This is a genomic window from Ornithinimicrobium panacihumi (assembly GCF_052073805.1).
GTDB classification, from domain to species: Bacteria; Actinomycetota; Actinomycetes; order Actinomycetales; family Dermatophilaceae; genus Ornithinicoccus; species Ornithinicoccus panacihumi.
On sequence record NZ_JBQGWG010000015.1, the window covers coordinates 18,465 to 41,008 of the forward strand.

Genomic DNA, 22,544 nt, shown 5'->3' on the forward strand with positions numbered 1-22,544 from the left:
CCCGAGGCTCGTGGGTGGAGCGTGCCACCATGGGGGTATGAAGCTCATCCTCTCCATCCTGGCCAACGCGCTGGCCCTGTGGGTCGCCGCGATCCTCGTCGACGGCATCTCTTTCGGTGGCGAGGGCACCCAGCTGGCGCTGACCGTCGTCCTGGTCGCTGTCGTCTTCGGCGTGCTCAACGCCATCGTCAAGCCGGTCCTGAAGCTGCTGTCCCTGCCGCTGGTCATCGTCAGCCTGGGCCTGTTCCTCTTCGTGATCAACGCGATCATGCTGTCGCTGACCTCCTGGCTCTCCGGGGCGCTCGGCCTGGACTTCCACGTCGAGAGCTTCCTCTGGGACGCCGTGCTCGGCGCGCTGATCATCTCCGCGGTGGGCGTGGTGACCGACCTCGTCCTGCCCGACGGCAAGGAACGCCGATGAGCCTGCCCGCCCCCGTGGAGCACCAGATCCACACCGCCGACGGCCCGCTGCCCGGCCTGCTCTGGCTGCCGGAGGGCACCGAGGACGGCCGTCCGGTCCCCGGTCTCGTGGTCTTCCAGGAGATCTTCGGGCTCAACGAGTTCGTCCGGTCCCGCTGCGAAGACCTCGCGGCGCGGGGGTATGCGGTGCTCGCGCCGGCGGTCTACGCGCGTCTCGTCCCCCAGGGCGAGCAGGCCCCCGTGGTCGAGACGCCCGCCGACGCCGCGGGCGAGGACTTCATGCCCCGCGCCATGGAGCTCGTCGGCCAGGTTGACTGGGCCCAGGCGGTCCGCGACGGGCTGGCGGCCCGCGACGAGCTGGCGCGGATGGCCGGCGTGGACCAGGACGGCGTCGGTCTGCTCGGCTTCTGCTTCGGCGGCGGCCTGGCCTTCAATGTCGCCGCCTCGGCGGCCCAGGCCGGCGTGCCCGTGACCGCGCTGGTCTCCTACTACGGCTCGGCGCTGCCGGACCTGCTGGAGCTGGCCGGGTCCGTCGACTGCCCGAGCCTGCACCACTTCGGCACCTCGGACAGCTACATCCCGATGGACCAGGTCGAGAAGATCCGCGAGGCGGTCACCGCCGGCGGCAGCCGCGACCAGGTCCGCTTCGAGCTGCACGAGGGCGCCGACCACGCCTTCGACAATCCCCACCCGATGTTCCACCACGCGGAGGCGGGAGCCCGCGCGTGGGAGCAGACCGTCGCCTTCCTGTCCGAGGTCCTCCCTTCCGGGGTCCTCCCTTCCGGGGTCCTCCCTTCCGGGGTCCTCCCTTCCGGGGTCCTTCCTTCCGAGGCCCTCGCTTCCCCGACCATCCCTTCCGAAGTTCGACCTTCCGTGGACGGCAGGTAGCCTGACGTCCGGAGACCACCACCATCACGAGACGGCCCCGCCGGGGCCGTGAATGAAGGAGCCTTGCGTTGAGCGACGAGGAAGTCGCGCGGTCCGCCGCGCCGGAGAGCCCTGCCAGCCACGAGCCGCCGCAGCGGGACATCACCGACGGCGGTCCTGAGATGGTCCAGTTCCTGGCCGCCGACGGAACCCGGGTCCCGGTGACGGACGTGAACAGCCCCTATGCCGCATACCTGGAAGATCTTGACGGCGAGGCGATGAAGGGGATGCTGCGGGACCTGATCCTGGTGCGCCGCTTCGACGCCGAGGGCTTCGCGCTGCAGCGTCAGGGTGAGCTGGGGCTGTGGCCGAGCCTGCTGGGGCAGGAGGCTGCGCAGGTGGGCGCCGGGCGGGCGATGCGTCCGCAGGACTATGCCTTCCCCGGCTACCGCGAGCACGGCGTGGCCTGGTGCAAGGGCGTGGACCCGGAGAACCTGCTGGGCATGTTCCGCGGGGTCAACCACGGTGGCTGGGACTCCAACGAGAACAACTTCCACCTCTACACGATCGTCATCGGCAACCAGATGCTGCACGGCGTCGGCTACGCGATGGGTGTCCAGCGCGACGGCGACTACGCCACCGGCGACCCCGAGCGCGACACCGCGGTGATGGCCTTCACCGGTGACGGCGGCACGAGCCAGGGTGACTACAACGAGGCGCTGGTCTTCGCCGCGGTCGCCAACGCCCCGATCGTCTTCTTCGTGCAGAACAACCACTGGGCGATCTCCGAGCCCAACGACCGCCAGTTCGTCATCCCGCCCTACCGCCGGGCCGACGGCTTCGGCATGCCGGGCGTGCGGGTGGACGGCAACGACGTCCTCGCCTCGTATGCCGTGACCCGCGCGGCGCTCGAGCGCGCCCGGGGCGGGCAGGGGCCGACGCTGATCGAGGCCTTCACCTACCGGATGGGTGCGCACACGACCTCCGACGACCCGACGAAGTACCGCATCTCCGCCGAGGTCGACCTGTGGAAGGCCAAGGACCCGATCGACCGGATGAAGAAGTACCTCTCGGCCGAGGGGATCATCGACGAGGCCTGGGTCGAGGGGATCGAGACCGAGGCCGACGAGCTGGCCAAGCGGATCCGCCACGCCTGCCAGACGATGCCGAACCCGCCCCACGAGGAGATGTTCCAGCACGTCTACGTCGATGCTCACCCGCTGGTCGAGCGAGAGGCCGCCGAGTTCGCGGCCTACCACGCCGGGTTCGAGGACTGAGGGAGAGATTTCGATGACTGCAACGTCCAAAGCACAGCGCACCACGATCGCCAAGGCCCTCAACGCCGGCATGCGTGCCGCCATGGAGCGCGACCCCAAGGTCCTGCTCATGGGGGAGGACATCGGCAAGCTCGGTGGCGTCTTCCGGATCACCGAGGGGCTGCAGAAGGACTTCGGCGAGGACCGCGTCATCGACGCGCCCCTGGCCGAGGCCGGGATCATGGGCACCGCCGTCGGGCTGGCCCTGCGCGGCTACCGCCCGGTGGTGGAGATCCAGTTCGACGGCTTCGTCTACCCGGCCTTCGACCAGATCGTCAGCCAGGTCGCCAAGATGCACTACCGCTCCCTGGGCAAGCTCAAGCTGCCGATGGTCATCCGCATCCCCTACGGCGGCGGCATCGGCGCGGTCGAGCACCACTCGGAGTCCAACGAGTCCTACTTCGCCCACACCGCCGGCCTGCGGGTCGCCACGGTCTCCACGGCCGAGGACGCCTACTGGATGATGCAGCAGGCCATCGCCTCCGACGACCCGGTCGTGCTCTACGAGCCCAAGCGCCGCTACCACGAGCGTGGGGTGCTGGAGCTGACCGGCGCGACCCCCGACCTGGCCGACGCACCCCACGCCCTGGACGAGGCCGTGGTCCGCGCCGAGGGCAGCGACGTCACGGTGCTGACCTACGGTCCGATGGTCAAGGTGGCCCTGGCCGCCGCGCAGGCCTCCGAGCTGGAGGACGGCCCCTCGATCGAGGTCGTCGACCTGCGCTCGCTCTCGCCGCTGGACGTCGAGACGATCGAGGCCTCGGTCCGCAAGACCGGCCGGTGCATCACCCTGTCGGAGGCGCAGACCTTCTCCAGCATCACCGCCGAGCTGGCCGCGCACGTGCAGCGCCACTGCTTCTACGACCTCGAGGCGCCCGTCGTCCAGGTCGGTGGCTACAACATCCCCTACCCGCCCAGCCGGCACGAGGAGGTCTTCCTCCCCGACCTCGACCGCGTCCTGCACGCCGTCGACACCGTCCTGGCCTACTGACCCGACGCGACCCAAGGAGTCTTCGTGCCCGAGTTCAAGCTTCCGGACCCCGGTGAGGGCCTCGTCGAGGCCACCATCATCCAGTGGAAGGTCGCGGTCGGCGACACCGTCAAGACCAACGACATCGTCGTGGAGGTCGAGACCGCCAAGTCCCTCGTCGAGCTGCCGATCCCGTGGGACGGCACCGTGACCCAGATCCTGGCCCAGGAGGGTGACGAGGTCGAGGTCGGCACCCCGATCATCGTCATCGACAACGGCGACGGCGCCGGTGGTGACGGTCCCGCGACGGGCACCACCGCCGACGACACCGTGGACACCCCGGCCGAGGCGGGCATGGCCGCGCCCGGCGAGGTCGCGCCCGAGACCGGTTCTGGGGACGGCTCTGGGGAGGCACCCAAGCGGGAGGCCGTCCTCGTCGGCTACGGCGCCATCGAGACCGCGACGACCCGTCGCCGTCGTCGGGGCGGCCCGGCCGCCACGGAGGAGTCGGCCGAGGCGGCCGCCGCCCCGCGTCGGGCCAAGGCCAAGCCGCCGGTGCGCAAGTACGCCAAGGACAAGGGCGTCGACCTGACCCAGGTCACCCCCTCCCGCGAGGACGGCGTGGTCACCCGCGCCGACGTGGACGCCTTCCTCGCCGGTGGTGGAGCCGCTGGAGCTGGAGTGGCTGGCTCTGGAGCTGCTGGTGCGGGTGCGCCTGCCGCTGCTCCCTCGCCCCAGCCGGCCACCTCCGCCGGTGACGCGGGCGGCGCCCCCGGCGCCGCCGCATACCAGCACCCCTCCTTCGACCGCTCCGGCGAGCGCGAGGAGCGCGTCGACATCAAGGGCGTCACCAAGATGATGGCGCAGGCCATGGTGAGCTCGAAGTTCTCGGCACCGCACGTGACCGAGTTCATGACCGTCGACGTCAGCGCCACGATGGACCTGGTCGAGCGGCTCAAGAAGGACCGTTCGTTCGGCATGACCGACCTGAAGATCAGCCCGCTGCTGATCCTGGCCAAGGCCATGACCATCGCCGTGCGGCGCAACCCCGGCATCAACGCCGCGTGGGACGAGGAGGCGCAGCAGATCGTGCGCCGCAACTACGTCAACCTGGGGATCGCCGCCGCCACCCCGCGCGGCCTGATCGTGCCCAACATCAAGGACGCCGACCTGATGGACCTGCGGCAGCTCGCCGAGGCCCTGCAGGACCTCGTCTCGACCGCCAAGGCCGGCCGCACCCAGCCTGCGGACCAGAGCGGCGGCACGATCACGATCACCAACGTGGGCGTCTTCGGCGTCGACACCGGCACCCCGATCATCAACCCCGGCGAGTCCGCGATCGTCGCCTTCGGCGCGGTGCGGCGCATGCCGTGGGTCGTCGGGACCGGCGCGGACGAGCGCATCGAGCCGCGCTGGGTCACCCAGCTCGCGGTCTCGTTCGACCACCGCCTCGTCGACGGCGAGCTCGGCAGCAAGTTCCTGGCCGACGTGGCCCGGATCATGGAGGACCCGAGCCTGGCGCTGGTCTGGGGCTGACCGCTCCCGCTGGCTGACCGCTCCCGCCGGGGCTGACCGCTCCCGCCGGGGCCGGCCGCTCCCGCCGGGGCTGGCCGCTCCCGGCCAGGGCGCTGGTCCCGGCCCCCTCCCGGTGAACTCAGGGTTGTGCGGCGAAGTCGACGTTCTCGACGTGGATTTCGCCGCACAACCCTGAGTTCGTCCTGTGCCGGGAGGGTGAGTGGCCCCTGACCCAGGCGTAGGAGGGGAGAGGTGGGGACGCCGCATACCCTTGGACCCATGGCTCCCCGCCCCCGTCTGAAGGACCGCCTCTTCACGCTCTTGTGCACCGTGGCGGCCGCCGCGATCCTCATCGCCGGCTTCTCGCGCGGCAACACCAAGGTCGCGATCGGCGGGGCGCTGTTCTTCCTCGGATATGCCGTGCTCCACTCCGTCACGCGCCGACTCACCCCCGCAGCGCGGCTGGTCAGCGGGAGCGAGGCCGATGATGCGGAGCGGCTGGCGCAGTTCCGCGCGACCCGGCTCGCCGGGCAGGTGGCGCTGGGCGTGGCCGCGCTGGCGCTGGCGCTGGAGTTCGCGCTCCAGTGGGAGCCGGGCGTGTGGGTGGCCGGGGCGTGCCTGGTGGTCGTCGCGGCGTTCGTGGCCGGGCTGTGGGTGTTCAGCCGGCCGAAGGGTGTCTGACGGACGTCGGGAGCCGGACGGGCGGCTGGGCGCTCAGTTGCGCGCGACCTCGAGCAGGTCGTCGGCCCGCTCCCGCGCGGCGAGGGCGCCGGCCTCGATCGCCTGGGCGCTCTTGTGGAAGTCGCTGATCTCCATGCCGTCGATGACCGGGTCCAGGATCACGTCGGGACGGTAGAACGAGAGCCGGGCGTTGGTCAGCTGGGCCTGCATCACGTCGATCGAGCGGAAGACCTCCCGCAGCGCGGAGAGCCGGGCCCGCCGCCGCGCCGCGGACTCGTCCTCGGAGGGCAGCTCGTCGCGCACCAGCGGGGTGGCGTTGACCGCGATCACCCGCCGGGCCCCGAGGAAGAGCGCGCCGTCCACGGGCAGCTGGTTGAGGATGCCGCCGTCGACCATGAGCGCCCCGTCGATCTCCACGGGCTCGATCGCGCCGGGATAGGCCGTGGTGGCGCGGATGGCGGCATACAGGTCGCCCTGGCGGAAGTAGTGGATCTGCCCGTCGACCAGGTTGGTCGCGGTCAGCACCAGCGGCAGCTCCAGCTCGTCGAAGGTCGGGGGCAGGTGGTCGCGCAGCCACGCCTCGAAGGCCTTGGTGCTCAGCAGCCGCCCGCTCATCCGCCAGTCGATGAGCCGCCGCCACCGCACGTCGCGGGCGATCTCGTCCAGCTGCTCCGCGTCATACCCGGCCGCCACGAAGGCCCCGATCAGCCCGCCCATGCTCGTGCCGGCGACGACGTCGGGATGGATCCCCAGCTCGCCGAGCACCTGCATGACGCCCACGTGGCACAGCCCGCGCGCGCCCCCGCCGCCCAGCGCGAGGCCGAGGTGCGGCGCGGGTGGTCCGACGGGGAGGGGGTCGGGTGCGGGCATGGCTCAGGGGGTGAGCACGTAGGCGTCGAGCACGCGCCGGGCGAGGTCCTCGTCACCGACCACGTGGTATGCGGTCTCACCGGTCGGGCGACGGCCCGCGGCTCGCAGGGCGAGGGCGTGGGTCGAGAGCTGGATGGTGGTCGTGGCCTCCGCGTCGATCTCGGCCTGCGTGCGCTGGTCGCCCTCCTCGGCCTGGCCCGAGAAGAGCTCGTGACCCTGGGGGTTGCCTTCCTCGTCCGGCTCGGTGACGCGGATGCCGGCGCGGCCGGTGACCGGACCGGTCGACTCCAGGATGACCACGGTGCCGGGGTCGGGGCCGACCTCCTCGAGCACGATGCGTCCGAGGGCGTCCAGGACATGCTCGGTCCACTGACTGGCGCCGGCGCTGTCGAGCGAGCCGGGGCGGCCCACGGCCTCGCGCAGGTCCTGCTCGTGGACCCAGATGTCCATCAGGCGCAGCCGGGTGAGCTTGTCGAAGGGCATTTGGCCACCCATCGGGGCGCGGACGAGGGTGTCCTCGGTCAGGTCGGCGTCGTACATCGAGGCCGAGCGGATCTCCATCAGCCCGCGCAGCTCGGCGGTGAGCTCCTTGGGGTCGCGGTCGCGTCGGGCCTGGACGCCCTCCTCGATCCACACGCCGAACTCGTGGCGGACGTGCGCGGGGTTGCCGACCGTGATGGCTCGGGCGTCGAGTGCTGCCGGGCCCGCCGCCGGGTGCTCGGAGCCGGAGAGGTAGTCCTCGACGTGCACGACGTGGGCGAGGTGGTCGCGGGTCGTCCAGCCGGGGGTGCCGGTGGGCAGGTCCCAGTCCGACTCCCGGAGCCCGTCCGCGACGTCCGCGAACGAGGTCACGACGGCCCGGTAGGCCTCCACGAGGCTGGGCAGGTCGGACGGGGGAGAGGGATGCACGGCCATGCTCCTCAGGCTAGTGCTCAAGTCTGAACAGCAGGAGATGAGCCGCCTCGCTGCGTGGTGCGGACATGGCGAGAGCCGCCGCCCCGGAGGGAGCGGCGGCTCTCGGTGCCCGCATGAATGGGCTCTCGGTGCCCGCATGGAGTGGCCCGGCCGTCGGTACGGGGGCCAGGCGCGCCTGTCAGCCGGAGCAGGAGGCGAGGAACTCCTCCTGGGCTGCCCGAGAGTCGGTCACGTCGATCTCCGGGACCTCGATCTCGGGGTCGCTCGGGGTGACGTCCTCGTTCTCCAGGACGGCCGCAGAGGTCTCCACGAACGGTGCGTTGATGCGCTCGAGCAGGGCGGCCTGGTCGCCGGAGGCGTCCTCGCCGAGCCGCTCGATGCGCTGCTTGAGCAGGTTCACCTCGCCCCACGAGGCGGGGTCGCCCACGTCTCCGGCCTCGAGGGCGGTGCGGGCCTTGTCGGCACGCTCGGACAGGGGGACGCCCTTGGTCTGGAAGTAGTCGGCGCACACGGCGTCGGCCATCGGGGCGGCGTCGGCGCCGGCGGCACCGGTGGAGGCGGCGTCCTCGGAGGCACCCGCGTCGTCACCGGCAGCCCCGGTCGCCCCGGCGTCGTCGGTGGAGGCGGCGTCCTCGGAGGCGCCCGCGTCGTCACCCGAGCCCGCGTCCTGGGAGGCGGTGGTGTCGGTGGTCGGCGCGGTGGTGTCGTCCTCGGTGGAGCAGCCGGCCAGGGTCAGGCCCAGCACGAGGGCGGTCACGGTCAGGGTGGTGCGCTTCATCGTTGTCTTCTCTCTTCGTCTCGTCTTCGTTTCGTATCCGCGACTCGCGTCGCGGCTCCGCGACTCGCGTCGCGGACGCAGCGGACCGGGCACGAGACGAGGCGTCACGGGTCAGCGAGACTGGTCGGTGCAGCGGATTCCCCACGACCCGTCGCGCTGTGCGAACGTCGTCGTCCCCGGTGCTGCAACCGCCCAGTCTGTCAAACATCCGCTGGAAGTCCGAGTCGAGGCGCCACCTAGCATGGAGGGCATGTCGACGTCCGCTCCTTCCCGGCCCACCAGCGGGGCCCGTGACAGCGACGCCGCGGGCGCCCGGCTGGGCGGCTGGACCGTCCCCGCCGCCGTGCTGCTCGTGGCGCTCCTGGTCGCCGTCCCCGTGGCGGCCTTCTCCGGCGCCGCCGCCCCGCTGGCGCTGGGGGACGCCGGTCCCGTCGTGCGCTGGGGCCTGGCGCTGGTCGGCGTCGTCCACGACGTCATGGCCGCCCTGACCGTCGGCCTGCTCTTCGTCGCCGCCTTCCTGGTCCCCGAGCACCGGACCACCGACCGGCGCGGGACCGCCGCCCGCGCGGCCGCCGTCGCCGCCGGGGTCTGGGCCCTGGCCGCCCTGGTCATCCTCTACCTGACCTTCGCCGAGCTGGCCGGTTTCCCGCCGAGCACCCCGGGCTACCTGGGCCAGCTGCTGGAGAACCTGTGGCCACTCGAGCTCATGCGGCTCCTGCTCATCGAGCTGCTGATGATCGTCGCGCTCGTCCCGCTCGCGCTCTGGGCCCGCACCCGCGTCTCCCTGGCCTGGGCCACCGCCCTGGCGGTCGCCGCCCTGATCCCGCTCGCCTTCACCGGGCACTCGGCCGGCACCTACGGCCACGACACCGCGGTCAACGCCCTGGCCCTGCACCTGATCGGCATCACCGTCTGGGTGGGCGGCCTCCTGGCGATCGCCGTGCTGATGCCGGTCCTGGGCAAGGCCCTGCCCGCCACCGTCGCCCGCTTCTCCACCGTCGCCGGATGGTGCTTCGCGATCGTGGGCATCTCTGGCGTCCTCTTCAGCACCATCACCGTGCAGGACCTGGAGGGCCTCTCCACCGCCTACGGCACGATCCTGCTGCTCAAGGTGGCGCTCCTGCTCGTGCTCGGCGTGGCCGGCTGGCTGCAGCGCCGCACCATCGTGGCCAAGGGCGTCGACAGCCCCCGCCGCTTCGCCCGCCTCGCCCTGGGCGAGCTGGTCGTGATGGGCCTGCTGGTCGGCCTCGGGGTCGTCCTGTCCCGCACCCCGCCGCCGGTGCCCGAGGTGGAGCCCCGCGACAGCGCCACCAACCTGACCGGCTATCCCATGCCCGAGGCCTGGTCCTGGGAGAACATGCTCACCGTCTGGCGGATCGAGTGGCTCTTCACCTTCACCGCCCTGACCATGATCGGCCTCTACGTCTGGGCGATGGTCCGCCTGCACCGCCGCGGCGACTCGTGGCCCGTCGGTCGGCTCATCCTGTGGGTGCTGGGCTGGGCGGTCTTCGTCTACACCACCAGCGGGGCGCCCGGCGTCTACGGCCGGGTGATGTTCAGCCTCCACATGGTCATGCACATGTCCCTCATGATGGCGGTGCCGATCCTGCTCGTCCCCGCCCAGGCCATGACCCTCGCGCTGCGGGCCCTGCCCGCCCGCCGCGACAAGACCCTCGGCCCGCGCGAGGTGCTCCTCGGCTTCGCCCACTCCGGCTGGGCGAAGTTCATCAGCAATCCCGTCGTGGCCGGCGCCATCTTCTTCGGCAGCCTGGTGACCTTCTACTGGAGCGGCATGCTCGCCTGGGCGCTGAGCACCCACGCCGGGCACCTGTTCATGGTCGTCCACTTCACCCTGTCCGGCTATGCCTTCGTCTGGTCCCTCGTCGGTCAGGACCCCGGCCCGCCCAAGTGGCCGGCCCCGCTGCGGGTCATCGTGCTGCTGGCCACCCTCGCCGGGCACGCCTTCTTCGGCCTGGCCCTCATGCAGGGCACCTGGCTGCTGGCCCCCGAGTTCTTCAAGACGCTCGCCCTGCCCTACGTCCCCGACCTGCTCGCCGACCAGCAGCTCGGCGGCACCATCGCCTGGGGCATCGGTGAGCTGCCCACCGTGGTCCTCATGCTCATGGTCGCCGTCGACTGGATGCGCCGGGACGAGCGCGAGGCCCGCCGCTCGGACCGCCAGGCCGACCGCGACGACGACGCCGCCCTCGCCGCCTACAACGCGCGCCTGGCCGACATGGCCGCCCGCACCAGGAGGAACTCATGAAGATCGCCGTCATCCAGCTCGCCTACGGCGACGGGGACACCGAGTCGCTGCCCGAGCGGGTCGCCCGCGTCGCCGACCTCGCCGCCACCCACGGTGCCGGCCACGACCTGGTCGTCCTGCCCGAGCTGTGGACCGCCGGCTGCTTCGCCGTCGACGACTGGGCCGACCGGGCCCTGACCATCCCCGAAGGCGGGATCCCCGAGGCCCTCGAGCCCCTCGCCGAGGTGACGCGCAGGATCGGTGCGGTGCTGCATACCGGATCGGTCGTCGAGCGGAGCGAGGACGCGGGACCGGAGGGACGTCACCTCTGGAACACCTCCCTCGTCCTCGATCCGGAGGGTATGCGGCTCGCCACCTATCGCAAGATCCACCGCTTCGGCTTCGGGCAGGGGGAGCCGAAGCACATGGAGGCCGGCGACGAGCTGGTGATCGGTGAGTTTCCGGCGCCCGCGGACGGGCTGACCGTCGGCCTGTCGACCTGCTACGACCTGCGCTTCCCCGAGCTCTACCGCGCCCAGCTGGACGAGGGCGCCGAGATGTTCGTCATCCCGGCGGCGTGGCCGGCCCCGCGCGTGGAGGCGTGGCGGCTGCTGCTGCGCGCCCGGGCGGTGGAGAACCAGTGCTTCGTCGTCGCGTGCAACACCGCCGGGACCCACGCGGGCCAGCAGATGGGCGGCTTCAGCGTCGTCATCGACCCGTGGGGGACGGTGCTCGCCGAGGCCGGGACCGAGCAGGAGGTGCTGTCGGTGCAGATCGACCCCGGGGCGGTGGCGGAGGCGCGCGAGAGGTTCCCGGTGCTGGCCGATCGACGCCTCTGACACATTTTCAACAGGCCGATCAACCGTCACTCCACTACCGTTCTGCCTGACAACGACGGAAAGGGCCCCATCATGGGAATCGGTCTTGGAATCTTCCTGCTGGTCATCGGCGCCATCGCGGCCTTCGCGATCGGTCCGGACCGCATCGAAGGTGTCAACCTGCAGACGATCGGCTACATCCTCATGGGTGGTGGTGTGCTCTCCCTGCTGCTCGGCCTGGTGATGAACACCCAGCGCACCAACACCTCGCACACCGAGGTCGTCGACCGCCACAGCGACGCCGACGTGCGTCACCGCGGCGACGGCGTCTGAGCTGACGGCGTCTGAGCGAGCGGGACGGCCTCCGGGCCGACGCAGAACCTGCCGGAGCGCGCTCCGGAGCCCGAGGCTGGACCGCACGTCGGTCCAGCCTCGTGCCGTAGCATCGGCACGTCCGCGCACCACCCCCGATCTGCTCGCGAAGGCCGCCGCATGACCGTTGACGACGCGACCCCCGAGGGGGAGCGTGCGCTGTCGTCAGCGTCGGAGCCGGCGGCCTCGCAGTCGGCGTCGGCGCGACCGGGGACCGCGGCCTACCGTTTCGCCCGGGTCAGGGACCGGGTCCACGGCCTGCTGCCCACGTGGGTGCGCCGGATCGTGCCGGCGACGGCGATCGGGTTCGCCGCACTCAGCTCGTTCACCTATGCGGTCGACCTGGTGCTGCTGTCGCTGGGGCACACGGTCCTGGACCTGCCCTACCCGGTGGCGGTCACGATCGGCTATGTCGTGGCCTTCTCGTTGGCGTTCGTGCTCAACCGGTGGCTGAACTTCCAGTCCGACGGCCACGTGGGGAAGCAGACCGGGCGTTATGTGCTCTCGGTCGTGGCCAACTATGCCTTCTTCATCCTGCTGCTGGCCTCCACCCTGGAGGCGCTGGGCGTGCACTTCCTGGTCGCCCGCCTGGTCGCGGGGGCCTGCGAGGCGATCTTCATGTACACGATGATGAAGCTCTTCGTCTTCCGTCAGCGCCGCTACCGCTGAGCGCTCGCCGACGCACTGCCCCCCACCGGCAGACCGTGTCGCCGGTGGGGGCAGAGTGTGTTCCCGGTGGGGAGCAGACCGTGTCGCCGGTCGGGGTTTAGAAGGCGTCCTCGGGCAGGTCCATGATCGAGGTGTCGACCGCGGTGATGGTGCGGCGGTCGGCGCCGAGGCGGGGGAGGACCTCGCCGGCGAAGAAGCGCGCGGCGGCGATCTTTCCCTGCAGGTATGCGGCGCTCGTCCCGGCACCGCTCACGCCCGGCTCGCCGGAGGTCTGTAGGCGGGTGGCGACCTCGGCCTGGCGCAGCAGCAGCCAGGCGATGACCAGGTCGCCGGCGGCCAGCAGCAGGCGCGAGGTGCTCAGGCCGACCGCGTAGATCTCCTTGGGCTCGCCCTGGGAGGCGATCGCCTTGCCGTTGAGGAACTCGACCATGGCGTTGACCTCACCCAGCGCCTTGCCGACGGCGGCGCGGACATCACCCAGGCCGTCGTCGGCCTGGGCCGACACGGTGCTCAGGATCTGCTGAGCCACATACCCCAGAGCCGTGCCCTTGTCCCGCAGGATCTTGCGGAAGAAGAAGTCCATGCCCTGGATGGCGGTCGTGCCCTCGTAGAGGGAGTCGATCTTGGCGTCGCGGACGTACTGCTCCAGCGGGTAGTCCTGGAGGAAGCCGGAGCCGCCGAAGGTCTGCAGGGACTCGGTGCCCAGCAGCACCCAGGCGCGCTCGGAGCCGCAGCCCTTGACCAGCGGCAGGAGCAGGTCGTTGACCCGGGCGGCGAGCGCGGCGGGGCTGTCGGCCTCGACCTCCTCGTGGCCGGTGCTCTCCTGGGCCGCCATGACGGTGTCCTGGAAGCTGGCGGTGTAGAGCATCAGCGCGCGCAGGCCCTCGGCGTAGGACTTCTGCAGCATGAGGCTGCGGCGCACGTCGGGGTGGTGGGTGATGGTGACGCGCGGCGCGGTCTTGTCGGTCATCTGGGTCAGGTCGGCGCCCTGGACGCGCTCCTTGGCGTAGTCGAGGGCGTTGAGGTAGCCGGTCGACAGGGTCGCGATGGCCTTCGTCCCCACGAGCATGCGGGCGTGCTCGATGATGCGGAACATCTGGGCGATGCCGTCGTGGACCTCGCCGAGCAGGTAGCCGACGGCCGGGTTGTCCTCGTCCTCGCCGAAGCGCAGCTCGCAGGTGGTGGAGACCTTCAGGCCCATCTTGTGCTCGATGTTGGCGACCTGGACGCCGTTCTTCTCGCCGAGCTCGCCGGTCTCCAGGTCCAGGATGTGGCGGTCGCTGACCACGAAGAGGGACAGGCCCTTGGTGCCCGGGCCGCCGCCCTCGGGGCGGGCGAGGACGAAGTGGATGACGTTGTCGTAGAAGGGGGCCACGCCGCTGGTGATGAAGCGCTTGACGCCCTCGAGGTGCCAGGTGCCGTCGCCGGCCTTGTGCGCCTTGGTGCGGCCGGCGCCGACGTCGGAGCCGGCGTCGGGCTCGGTGAGGACCATCGTGGCGCCCCAGTGCTTGTCGACCATGAGCTGGGCGATCTGCTGCTGCTCGGGCGTGCCCAGGTGGTAGAGCACGTTGGAGAAGGTGAAGCCCGCGGCGAACATCTTCACGGCCGGGTTGGCGCCGAGGACCAGCTCGTTCATCGCCCAGGTCAGCGACGGGGGAGCCTGCGTGCCGCCCAGGCCGGCAGCGATCTCCAGGCGCCACCACTCGTTGTCGACCCACGCGGCGTAGGAGTCCTGGAAGGACTGCGGCATCGTCACCGTGCCGGTCGAGGGGTCGAAGACAGGCGGGGTGCGGTCGGACTCCAGCAGCGAGGAGCCGATCGGCCCCTCGGCCAGGCCGGCGACCTGGCGCAGGACGTCCTTGGCGGTGTCGGTGTCGATCTCCGAGAAGGGGCCAGAGCCCAGGATCTCGCCCCGCTCGAGGACGTCGAAGAGGGTGAACTCGATGTCGCGCACGTTGCTGCGGTAGTGGCTCACGTGAGTCGCCTGGCCTTTCAGGTATGTGATACTCGGCGTACTTGTTTCTCTGGAGTAATCTTCGCCCACGACAGGGGGTCGTGGCAAGGCCTGCGGGCAAGGGCACTTGACGTTGCGTCCGGCACGATAGGCTCCGGCCATGTCAGCCGCCTCGTCCTCCGCCGCACGAGTGCTCGTCGTCGCCCCCGACAAGTTCCGCGGGAGCCTCACCGCTCCCGAGGTCGTCGAGGCCGTGCGTGCGGGCGCCGAGCCCGCCGGCTGGGAGATCGTCCCCCTGCCGATGGCCGACGGTGGCGAGGGGATGCTGGACGCCTTCGGGGGCGCCAACCGCACCTCCACGGTCACCGGACCGGGCGGGACGCCGGTGGAGGCGCAGTGGCGGTTGGGGGAGGACGGCGTGGCCGTGATCGAGTCCGCCAGCGCCTCCGGCCTGGTGCTGGCCGGCGGGGCCGAGGGCAACGACCCGATCGCCGCGACCAGTTATGGCACCGGCGAGCTCATCGCCGAGGCCGTGGAGTCCGGTGCCACCCGCGTGATCGTCGGGCTCGGCGGCTCGGCCATGTCCGACGGCGGGCTGGGTGCCGTGGAGGCCGTCCTGGAGCGCCTCGGCGGTCAGCGCCCCGGCGACCGCGACGTCGAGCTGCTGGCCGCCTGCGACGTGCAGACCGTCTTCACCGACGCGGCCAAGGTCTTCGGTCCCCAGAAGGGTGCCTCGCCCGAGCAGGTCGTCGAGCTCACCGAGCGCCTGCAGGGTCTCCAGGACCGCTACCGCGACGAGCACGGGGTCGACCTGACCGGCGTGGAGGGCGGCGGCGCGGCCGGTGGCCTGGGCGGCGGTCTCGTCGTCCTCGGCGGGCGGCTCATGCCGGGCCTGCAGCTGGTGGCCGAGCAGGTCGGCCTGGCCGACGCGCTCTCCCGGGCCGACGCGGTCGTCACCGGCGAGGGAGCGCTGGACGCCGAGTCCTTCAACGGCAAGGTCGTCGGTGGCGTGCTGGACGCGGCCAAGGCGCAGGGGCGCCGCATACCCGTCATCGCGCTCGCCGGAGTGGTCCGCGACGACGCCCACCAGGAGCGGTTGGGCGAGCTGACGGCCGTCTCGCTGTCGGACGAGTTCGGCGCGGACGCCTCCTGGAACGACACCGCCGGGTGCATCACCCGCGCGGTGCAGGCCCACCTGCCCTCCTGACCGAGGCGACCCGCGTCCCGACCAGGCGTTGGCCACGATCAAGCGTCGGCCACGATCAAGCGTCAGCCACGATCCGGCTGGTGGTTCCTCGCCGCGCCGACCCCCCTCTGGCGCCAGGGGCGTCCATGCAGGATGATTCCGCCTATGACTGCGACGTCGAAGAAGACCCGGGCCCTGGTCGCCGCGCTGGCCACCGCCGGCCTCCTGGCCGGCTGCAACGCGGGGGCGGGGACCACGACGCCATCCCCGGACGCGAGCGCGCCCGCCGGCGGCGGCGCCCCCGGTGACGCTACTGGCGGCAGCACCGAGGACGCCGGGTCGACCGGTGGGGCCGGGGGCACCGACGGTGGGGCGGAGGGCAGCGACGAGAGCGTGCGCGTCGGCCTGGTCGCCGAGCCCGCGAGCCTGGACTTCACCACCACCGACGGCGCGGCCATCCCGCAGCTGCTCCTGGACAACGTCTACGAGACCCTCGTGACCGTCGACGTGGAGAGCGGCGAGATCGTGGGCGCGCTCGCCAGCGACTGGGAGGTCAGCGACGACAACCTGACCTACACCTTCACGCTCAAGGACGGCGTGAAGTTCAGCAACGGGGCCGACTTCACCGCCGAGGACGCCAAGTTCTCCCTGGAGCGGGTCAGCTCCGACGCGTGGACGATCAGCCTGAAGTCCCAGCTGGACGTCATCGAGTCGGTGGAGGCCAAGGACGACACCACCCTGGTCGTCACCCTCAAGCAGCCCAGCAACGCCTTCCTCCACGCCATCACCACCCACGTCGGGGCGATGTTCGACACCGAGGGCGTGGACAACCTGGCCGAGGAGGCCATCGGCACCGGCCCCTACACCTTCGTCAGCTGGGACCGCGGCTCCAAGATCACCCTGGAACGCAACGAGGACTACCACGGCGACGCGCCCTACTTCGGCGGCGTCGAGATGTTCTACTTCCGCGACGCCAACGCGCTCAACAACGCGATGCTCACCGACAGCATCGACGTCGTCTCCACCGTGCAGGCCCCGGAGTCGCTGGCCGAGTTCGAGGGTGGCGACTACCAGATCGTCGAGGGCACCACCAACGGCGAGATCGTGCTGTCGATGAACCAGTCCGAGGGCAAGCCGCTGGCCGACAAGAAACTGCGCCAGGCGGTCCGCCACGCGATCGACCACCAGACCCTGATGGACACCTGCTGGGCCGGCCGCGGCCAGCTCATCGGCTCGATGGCCCCGCCCACCGACCCGTGGTTCGAGGACCGCACCGGCGACTATCCCTTCGACCTGGAGAAGGCCAAGTCCCTCATCGCCGAGGCCGGCGCCGAGGGCCAGGAGCTGCGCCTGCGCCTGCCCGCCCTGCCCTACGCCCAGAGCTGCGGGCCGGTCGTGGAGTCGATGCTGGAGGATGCCGGCCTGGCGATCACCATCGACGAGCTGGAGTTCCCCGCCGCCTGGCTGGAGACCGTCTTCACCAACAAGGACTTCGACATGTCGATCGTGGCGCACGTCGAGCCGCGGGACATGGCCAACGTCTTCGGCAACCCGGACTACTACACGACCTACGGCACCGAGGAGGTCCAGAAGCTCTTCCAGGAGGCCGACACCGGCACCGCCGAGGAGCAGGTCGCCAAGCTGAAGGAGGCCGCCGCCCTCATCAGCGAGGACGCCGCCGCCGACTTCCTCTTCCTGCTGCCCAACCTCATGGTCTCCGACCCGGACATCACCGGGCTGCCGACCAACGCCATCACTCCGTCCTTCAACCTGGCCCGCCTGGCGCGCGGCTGACCCCGGGCCAGGGCGACACCCGCACCCGGTCGAGACACCGCATACCCGATGCTGCTCCGTCTGCTCCACCGCACGTTGGTCTTCGTGCTGAGCGTGCTGGTGGCCTCGGTGGTGGTCTTCGGCTTCATGCGGGTGCTGCCCGGTGACCCGGCGCGCGTGGCGCTGGGCATCAACGCCTCGGACGCGGCCGTGGCCCAGCTGCGCGAGCAGTTCGGGCTGGACCGTCCGGTGGTGGTGCAATATCTCGACTGGATGCGTGGGCTGGTCACCCTCGACCCGGGCATCGAGTTCATCTCCAAGGCGCAGATCGGCCCGCAGATCGCCGACCGGCTGCAGGTCACGATGTGGCTGGTGGTGACCTCGATGGTGCTGGCGCTGGTGATCGCGCTGCCGATCGGGGTATGGATGGCGCTGCGGCACCGGCACCCCGACGGGGTGGTGCTGACCGCGCTGTCGCAGCTGGGCATCGCGATCCCGGCCTTCCTGGCCGGCATCCTGCTCATCTCGGTCTTCGCGGTGCGGCTGCGCTGGGTGCCTTCCGGCGGGTGGGTCGTGCCCGGCGCCGATCCCGTCGGCTTCCTGAAGCGGCTGGCGCTGCCCTCGATCTCGCTGGCGCTGGTGCAGGCCGCGGTGCTGGCGCGCTACGTCCGCTCGGCGATCCTGGATGTGCTGCGCGAGGACTATCTGCGCACGGCCCGGGCCAAGGGGCTGCGACCGCTGCAGGCCCTGTGGCGGCACGGCTTCCGCAACGCCGCGGTGCCGGTCGTGACGGTGCTGGGCCTCCAGCTGGCCACCCTGCTCATCGGCGCCGTCGTCATCGAGCGGGTCTTCGTCATCCCCGGGCTGGGCTCGCTGCTGCTCGACTCGGTCGCCAAGCGTGAGCTGCTCACCGTGCAGGCCGTGGTGATGGTGCTGGTCGTGGCGGTGCTGCTGATCAACTGGCTGGTCGACACGCTCTACCTGATCATCGACCCGAGGCTGCGGACGGGGGCGCGATGAGCGAGGCCATCCAGGGCGCGCCGGCCGACGTCGCGACCGGCGCGGAGGTGTCTGCCCGTCGCGGGCGGGCGCTGAACCCTTCGTTGATCATCGGCGGCGGGATCGTGCTGGCGATCGTCGCGCTGGCGCTGATCTCCTACGTGTGGACGCCCTACCAGCCGATGCGCGTGCTGCCCACCGAGCCCTACCAGACCCCCAACGCCGAGCACTGGCTCGGCACCGACAAGCTGCGGCGCGACGTCTTCACCCAGATCCTGGTCGGCGCGCGGACGACGCTCTTCGTCGGGCTGGTCGCGGTGGGGGTAGCCACGTTGGTCGGGGTCCCGATCGGGATCCTGGCCGCGATGTCGCCGGGCTGGCTGGGGCAGCTGGTGATGCGCTCCAACGACGTGCTGCTGGCCTTCCCCGCGCTGCTGCTGGCGATCATGTTCGCCGCGCTCTACGGGGGGTCGACGCGGGTGGCGATGATCGCGATCGGGATCGCCACCATCCCGGCCTTCGCCCGGATCACCCGCTCGGGCGCGCTGGGGGTGATGAGCTCCGAGTATGTGGTGGCCGCGCGGGCCGCCGGACGCTCACCGCTGGCCATCGCCTGGCGTCACGTGCTGCCCAACGTGGCCGGGCTGATCATCGTGCAGGCCTCGGTGTCCTTCGCGATCGCGATCCTGGCCGAGGCGGCGCTGGCCTACCTGGGGCTGGGGACCCCGACCGGGCAGGCGTCCTGGGGGCGGATGCTCTACGAGGCCCAGACCACCCTGCGCTCCGCGCCCCACCTGGCCGTCATCCCCGGGGCCGCGATCGCCCTGTCGGTGCTGGCCTTCAACCTCTTCGGGGACGGGCTGCGCGACTGGCTCGACCCCAAGCTGGAGGACCGGTGAGCGGTCGGTGAGCGGCCAGGTGAGTGGCCAGGTGAGTGCGCGATGAGCGCCCAGGTGAGGGAGCCGGGAGGCGAGGACGTGCGCCCGGGTGCGATGCCGCATACCGACAGGACGGTGCTGCGCGTCGAGGACCTGGACGTGCGGACCGGGAGCGTCCAGCTGCTCAAGGACGTGACCTTCTCCATCGACCGGGGCGAGCGCGTCGGGCTGATCGGCGAGTCCGGGTCGGGCAAGTCGTTGACCGCGCTGGCGGTGATGGGGCTGCTCGGGGAGGGCCTGCGCGCCTCGGGCGAGGTGTGGCTGTCGGGGCGCTCGCCGGCCACCAACAACCTGCTCACGATGCCTGAGCGGCGGCTCGCGCGGCTGCGCGGGGACTCGATGTCGATGGTCTTCCAGGAGCCGATGACCGCGCTGAACCCCACGATGCGGGTCGGGGCGCAGGTCGCGGAGGTCATGCTGATCCATCGCTCACGACCCAAGGGGCAGGTGCGGCCGCGGGTGCTGGAGCTGCTCGACCAGGTCGGGCTGCCCGACCCGGAGCACATCGCCCGGGCCTATCCGCACGAGCTCTCCGGCGGGCAGCGGCAGCGGGTCGTGCTGGCGATCGCGCTGGCCAACGACCCCAACCTGCTCATCTGCGACGAGCCGACCACCGCGCTGGACGTGACGGTGCAGGCGACCGTGCTCGACCTGGTCGTGCGCGGTGTCGAGGAGCGTGACGCGGCGATGCTCTTCATCACCCACGACCTGGCCGTCGTCGCGACCGTGTGCGAGCGGGTGCTGGTGATGTACGGCGGCCGGATCGTCGAGGCCGGGCCCGTCGCGGAGGTCTTCGCGGACCCGCGCCACCGCTATACGCAGGGTCTGATCGCGGCCAGCGACCTGATGGGTGCCGACGGGCACCGTGGGCGGGCGGCGCTGCCCACCATCCCCGGGACCGTGCCGCCGGCCGGGCGCTTCCCCGAGGGTTGCGTCTTCCGCAACCGGTGCGAGCACGCCACGCAGCAGTGCGCAGCCCTGCCCCCGTGGACGCCGCGGGGCGAGCATCCGGCTGGCCCGAAGGCCTCCGGCCATGCCTGCTTCCACCCGGCGGGAGGTGGCGTGGATGAGTGATGCTGGCCCCGGTGGGGTGGCCGTCGAGCTGCGCAGTGTGAACCGCGACTTCCGGCGGCGGCGCACGTCCCTGCGCTCGCCGGCGCCGGTGGTGCGGGCGGTGCAGGACGTGAGTCTGGAGATCCCGCGCGGGGAGCGCTTCGGTCTGGTGGGGGAGTCGGGGTCCGGCAAGTCCACGTTGCTGCGGATGATCTGCGGGCTGGACCGACCGACCTCCGGCGAGGTGTATGTGGAAGGTCGCCCCGTGCACGACCAGTCACCTCGGTCGTTGGGCTGGCTGCGCGAACGGTTGCAGCTGGTCTTCCAGGACCCGATGAGCAGCCTGGACCCGCGGATGCGGGTGCGGGACATCGTGGCCGAGCCCCTGGTGGCGCAGGGGCACCGGGAGGGGCGGCACGAGCGGGTCGTCGAGCTGCTGGAGCGGGTCGGCCTCTCGGCGGAGGCGGCGGACCGCTATCCGCACCAGTTCTCCGGCGGTCAGCGGCAGCGGATCTCGGTGGCGCGTGCCTTGGCGCCGGGGCCGAGCATCCTGGTGGCCGACGAGCCGGTGTCCGCGCTGGACGTGTCCGTGCGGGCCCAGGTGCTCAACCTCATCGACGAGGTGGTCGAGGAGTTCGGGCTGACCCTGATCTTCGTCAGCCACGACCTGTCGGTGGTGCGGCACGTCTGCGACCGGATCGCCGTCATGCAGCAGGGTCGGATCGTGGAGGTCGGGGCGACGGAGGAGCTCTTCGCCGCGCCGCAGCACGACTACACCAGGTCGCTGCTCGCGGCCATCCCCGAGCTGCACTCCGCGCTCGCCGGGCGCACCGCCGAAGATCTCGCCGCGGGCGTGAGCGTCGACCCGACCACCTGACCGGCCCACCCCCCTCAACCCGACCGAGCGCGGCGTGTGGTTGCTCCCGACCTGACCGAGCGCGGCGTGTGGTTGCCCTGCGGCCACCGGGCGAGGTGAATGGTTGCCCGGGCCCGGAGCCAGGGCACGCCGCGCACAATAGGACCATGAGCACTTGGAGCGCAGGGCCGCGCAACCACCTCACCGATGTCGCCGGACTCGCGGTGGGGCACCACCAGCGGACAGGCGACGGATGGCTGACCGGCACGACGGTCGTCCTGGCCCCGCCGGACGGCGCAGTCGGCGGGGCGGACGTCAGGGGCGGCGGGCCAGGCACACGGGAGACCGACCTGCTCGATCCCCGCAACATGGTCGAGCGGGTGCACGCGGTCGTGCTCAGCGGCGGGTCGGCCTTCGGGCTGGGTTCGGCCGACGGAGTGATGCGCACGCTCTACGCCGAGCAGCGCGGGCTGCAGATGGGTCAACCGGGGCAGGTCGTGCCGATCGTGCCGGGCGCGGTCGTCTTCGACCTCGGCAGGGGCGGCAACTTCTCCGCGACGCCTGACGCTGCGTTCGGTGAGAATGCCTGCCGAGCAGCGATTCTGGGCGAGTCGGGCGAGGCTGACGAAGGGCTCCGGCTTGGTTCGGTGGGTGCCGGGACCGGGACGCAGGCGGGAGGTCTGCGCGGTGGGATCGGGTCTGCGAGTGCGGTTCTGGAGACTGAGTGCGGTGCCGTCACCATCGCGGCACTGGTGGTGGTGAATGCGGTGGGATCCACGGTGGACCCGGAGACGGGAGAGCTGTGGGGTGCCCGGCACCTGATCGAGGCGGACGTGAACGGCATACCTGGTTGGCCCGAGGGACGGATGCCTGGACTGCCTGACCAGGCCGATCTCGAAGCGGCGCGACAGGCGGCCCAGGAGGCCAATGCGACCAGCGCGGTCCCGCGCACCCTGGCGACGACCATCGGCGTGGTGGCCACCGATGCCACATTGACCGAGTCGCAGTGCGCCCGGATCGCAGGGTCGGGGCACGACGGGATGGCGCGGGCGATCAACCCGATCCACACGATGTTCGACGGTGACACCTTGTTCGGGCTGTCGACGCACACGGCCCCGGCTCCGGACGCCTTCGCCTTCCACCAGCTGCTGCACGCGGCCGGGGAGGTCGTGACGCGGTCCATCGTGCGAGCGATGCTGGCGGCCGAGACGGTGGGCACTCCCGCCGGGACCTGGCGGTGCTATCGGGACGCGTTCCCGAGCGCTGTCGGCTGAGCAACCACACGGCACATCCGGTGGGAGTGCCCAGCAACCATTCGACGCGCCCGGTCGGGGTGGGTGCGGGGCGGG

At 71.4% G+C, this 22,544-nt stretch carries 21 protein-coding genes; 17 read left to right on the top strand and 4 right to left on the bottom strand.

The features are described 5' to 3' along the window. Window positions 1-37 precede the first annotated feature (37 nt). The 6 genes from ACTMMA_RS13085 (at window position 38) to ACTMMA_RS13110 (ending at window position 5,769) form a co-directional block, all read left to right on the top strand. The gene (locus ACTMMA_RS13085) at window positions 38-421 is read left to right on the top strand and encodes a phage holin family protein (protein WP_441190578.1); all 384 of its coding nucleotides are present in this window, start codon (window positions 38-40) and stop codon (window positions 419-421) included. Then, window positions 418-1,308 carry a dienelactone hydrolase family protein gene (locus ACTMMA_RS13090; protein ID WP_441190579.1) on the top strand — a complete coding sequence of 297 codons (891 nt, stop codon included), beginning with the start codon at window positions 418-420 and terminating at the stop codon, window positions 1,306-1,308. The genes ACTMMA_RS13085 and ACTMMA_RS13090 overlap by 4 nt, the downstream gene beginning before the upstream one ends. 68 nt (window positions 1,309-1,376) lie before the next feature. Then, entirely contained in the window at window positions 1,377-2,564 is a 1,188-nt protein-coding gene (gene pdhA / locus ACTMMA_RS13095; RefSeq protein WP_441190580.1) for a pyruvate dehydrogenase (acetyl-transferring) E1 component subunit alpha, read from the top strand. Window positions 2,565-2,577: 13 nt separating this feature from the next. Then, window positions 2,578-3,594: an alpha-ketoacid dehydrogenase subunit beta gene (locus ACTMMA_RS13100; RefSeq protein WP_441190581.1), complete on the top strand. Its 1,017-nt coding sequence runs from the start codon at window positions 2,578-2,580 to the stop codon at window positions 3,592-3,594. A gap of 24 nt (window positions 3,595-3,618) precedes the next feature. After that, window positions 3,619-5,109, top strand: coding sequence for a dihydrolipoamide acetyltransferase family protein (locus ACTMMA_RS13105; RefSeq protein WP_441190582.1), 1,491 nt, complete (start codon window positions 3,619-3,621; stop codon window positions 5,107-5,109). Window positions 5,110-5,367: 258 nt separating this feature from the next. Beyond that, window positions 5,368-5,769 carry a hypothetical protein gene (locus tag ACTMMA_RS13110; protein ID WP_441190583.1) on the top strand — a complete coding sequence of 134 codons (402 nt, stop codon included), beginning with the start codon at window positions 5,368-5,370 and terminating at the stop codon, window positions 5,767-5,769. 33 nt (window positions 5,770-5,802) lie between these two features. On the opposite strand, the gene ACTMMA_RS13115 is transcribed toward ACTMMA_RS13110, so the two are convergent. The 3 genes from ACTMMA_RS13115 to ACTMMA_RS13125 all read right to left on the bottom strand — a co-directional run bounded on the left by ACTMMA_RS13115 (window position 5,803) and on the right by ACTMMA_RS13125 (window position 8,332). Beyond that, window positions 5,803-6,639 carry a patatin-like phospholipase family protein gene (locus tag ACTMMA_RS13115; RefSeq protein WP_441190584.1) on the bottom strand — a complete coding sequence of 279 codons (837 nt, stop codon included), beginning with the start codon at window positions 6,637-6,639 and terminating at the stop codon, window positions 5,803-5,805. Window positions 6,640-6,642: 3 nt separating this feature from the next. Next, window positions 6,643-7,554, bottom strand: coding sequence for a maleylpyruvate isomerase family mycothiol-dependent enzyme (locus ACTMMA_RS13120; protein WP_441190585.1), 912 nt, complete (start codon window positions 7,552-7,554; stop codon window positions 6,643-6,645). 178 nt (window positions 7,555-7,732) lie between these two features. Further along, complete coding sequence (locus tag ACTMMA_RS13125) at window positions 7,733-8,332, bottom strand: hypothetical protein (RefSeq protein ID WP_441190586.1); 600 nt, start codon at window positions 8,330-8,332, stop codon at window positions 7,733-7,735. A 250-nt stretch (window positions 8,333-8,582) separates the two neighbouring features. On the opposite strand from ACTMMA_RS13125, the gene ACTMMA_RS13130 reads away from it, so the two are divergent. From ACTMMA_RS13130 to ACTMMA_RS13145, 4 genes are all read left to right on the top strand, one after another. Then, window positions 8,583-10,598, top strand: a complete 2,016-nt coding sequence (locus ACTMMA_RS13130) for a bifunctional copper resistance protein CopD/cytochrome c oxidase assembly protein (protein ID WP_441190587.1) — start codon at window positions 8,583-8,585, stop codon at window positions 10,596-10,598. Further along, window positions 10,595-11,416 (top strand): carbon-nitrogen family hydrolase, encoded by an 822-nt coding sequence (locus tag ACTMMA_RS13135; RefSeq protein ID WP_441190588.1) that lies wholly within the window; start codon window positions 10,595-10,597, stop codon window positions 11,414-11,416. Before ACTMMA_RS13130 ends, ACTMMA_RS13135 begins: the two co-directional genes overlap by 4 nt. 72 nt (window positions 11,417-11,488) lie before the next feature. Further along, the gene (locus tag ACTMMA_RS13140; RefSeq protein ID WP_441190589.1) at window positions 11,489-11,728 is read left to right on the top strand and encodes a DUF6458 family protein; all 240 of its coding nucleotides are present in this window, start codon (window positions 11,489-11,491) and stop codon (window positions 11,726-11,728) included. 159 nt (window positions 11,729-11,887) lie between these two features. Then, the gene (locus tag ACTMMA_RS13145) at window positions 11,888-12,436 is read left to right on the top strand and encodes a GtrA family protein (protein WP_441190590.1); all 549 of its coding nucleotides are present in this window, start codon (window positions 11,888-11,890) and stop codon (window positions 12,434-12,436) included. Window positions 12,437-12,533: 97 nt separating this feature from the next. Here ACTMMA_RS13145 and ACTMMA_RS13150 read toward each other — a convergent pair whose 3' ends face one another. After that, window positions 12,534-14,411 (bottom strand): acyl-CoA dehydrogenase, encoded by a 1,878-nt coding sequence (locus tag ACTMMA_RS13150; protein WP_441190591.1) that lies wholly within the window; start codon window positions 14,409-14,411, stop codon window positions 12,534-12,536. Window positions 14,412-14,550: 139 nt separating this feature from the next. Here ACTMMA_RS13150 and ACTMMA_RS13155 point away from each other — a divergent pair, with 139 nt between their 5' ends. The 7 genes from ACTMMA_RS13155 (at window position 14,551) to ACTMMA_RS13185 (ending at window position 22,469) form a co-directional block, all read left to right on the top strand. Beyond that, entirely contained in the window at window positions 14,551-15,597 is a 1,047-nt protein-coding gene (locus ACTMMA_RS13155) for a glycerate kinase family protein (RefSeq protein WP_441190592.1), read from the top strand. A gap of 144 nt (window positions 15,598-15,741) precedes the next feature. After that, window positions 15,742-17,370, top strand: coding sequence for an ABC transporter substrate-binding protein (locus ACTMMA_RS13160; protein ID WP_441190593.1), 1,629 nt, complete (start codon window positions 15,742-15,744; stop codon window positions 17,368-17,370). 48 nt (window positions 17,371-17,418) lie between these two features. Beyond that, window positions 17,419-18,369, top strand: a complete 951-nt coding sequence (locus ACTMMA_RS13165) for an ABC transporter permease (RefSeq protein ID WP_441190594.1) — start codon at window positions 17,419-17,421, stop codon at window positions 18,367-18,369. Then, the gene (locus tag ACTMMA_RS13170; RefSeq protein ID WP_441190595.1) at window positions 18,366-19,247 is read left to right on the top strand and encodes an ABC transporter permease; all 882 of its coding nucleotides are present in this window, start codon (window positions 18,366-18,368) and stop codon (window positions 19,245-19,247) included. The genes ACTMMA_RS13165 and ACTMMA_RS13170 overlap by 4 nt, the downstream gene beginning before the upstream one ends. A gap of 42 nt (window positions 19,248-19,289) precedes the next feature. Further along, a complete protein-coding gene (locus ACTMMA_RS13175; RefSeq protein ID WP_441190596.1) occupies window positions 19,290-20,360 on the top strand; it encodes an ABC transporter ATP-binding protein in 1,071 nt (356 codons plus the stop codon). Beyond that, complete coding sequence (locus ACTMMA_RS13180) at window positions 20,353-21,216, top strand: ATP-binding cassette domain-containing protein (protein ID WP_441190597.1); 864 nt, start codon at window positions 20,353-20,355, stop codon at window positions 21,214-21,216. Before ACTMMA_RS13175 ends, ACTMMA_RS13180 begins: the two co-directional genes overlap by 8 nt. 146 nt (window positions 21,217-21,362) lie before the next feature. Further along, window positions 21,363-22,469 (top strand): P1 family peptidase, encoded by a 1,107-nt coding sequence (locus tag ACTMMA_RS13185; protein ID WP_441190598.1) that lies wholly within the window; start codon window positions 21,363-21,365, stop codon window positions 22,467-22,469. Window positions 22,470-22,544 lie beyond the last annotated feature (75 nt).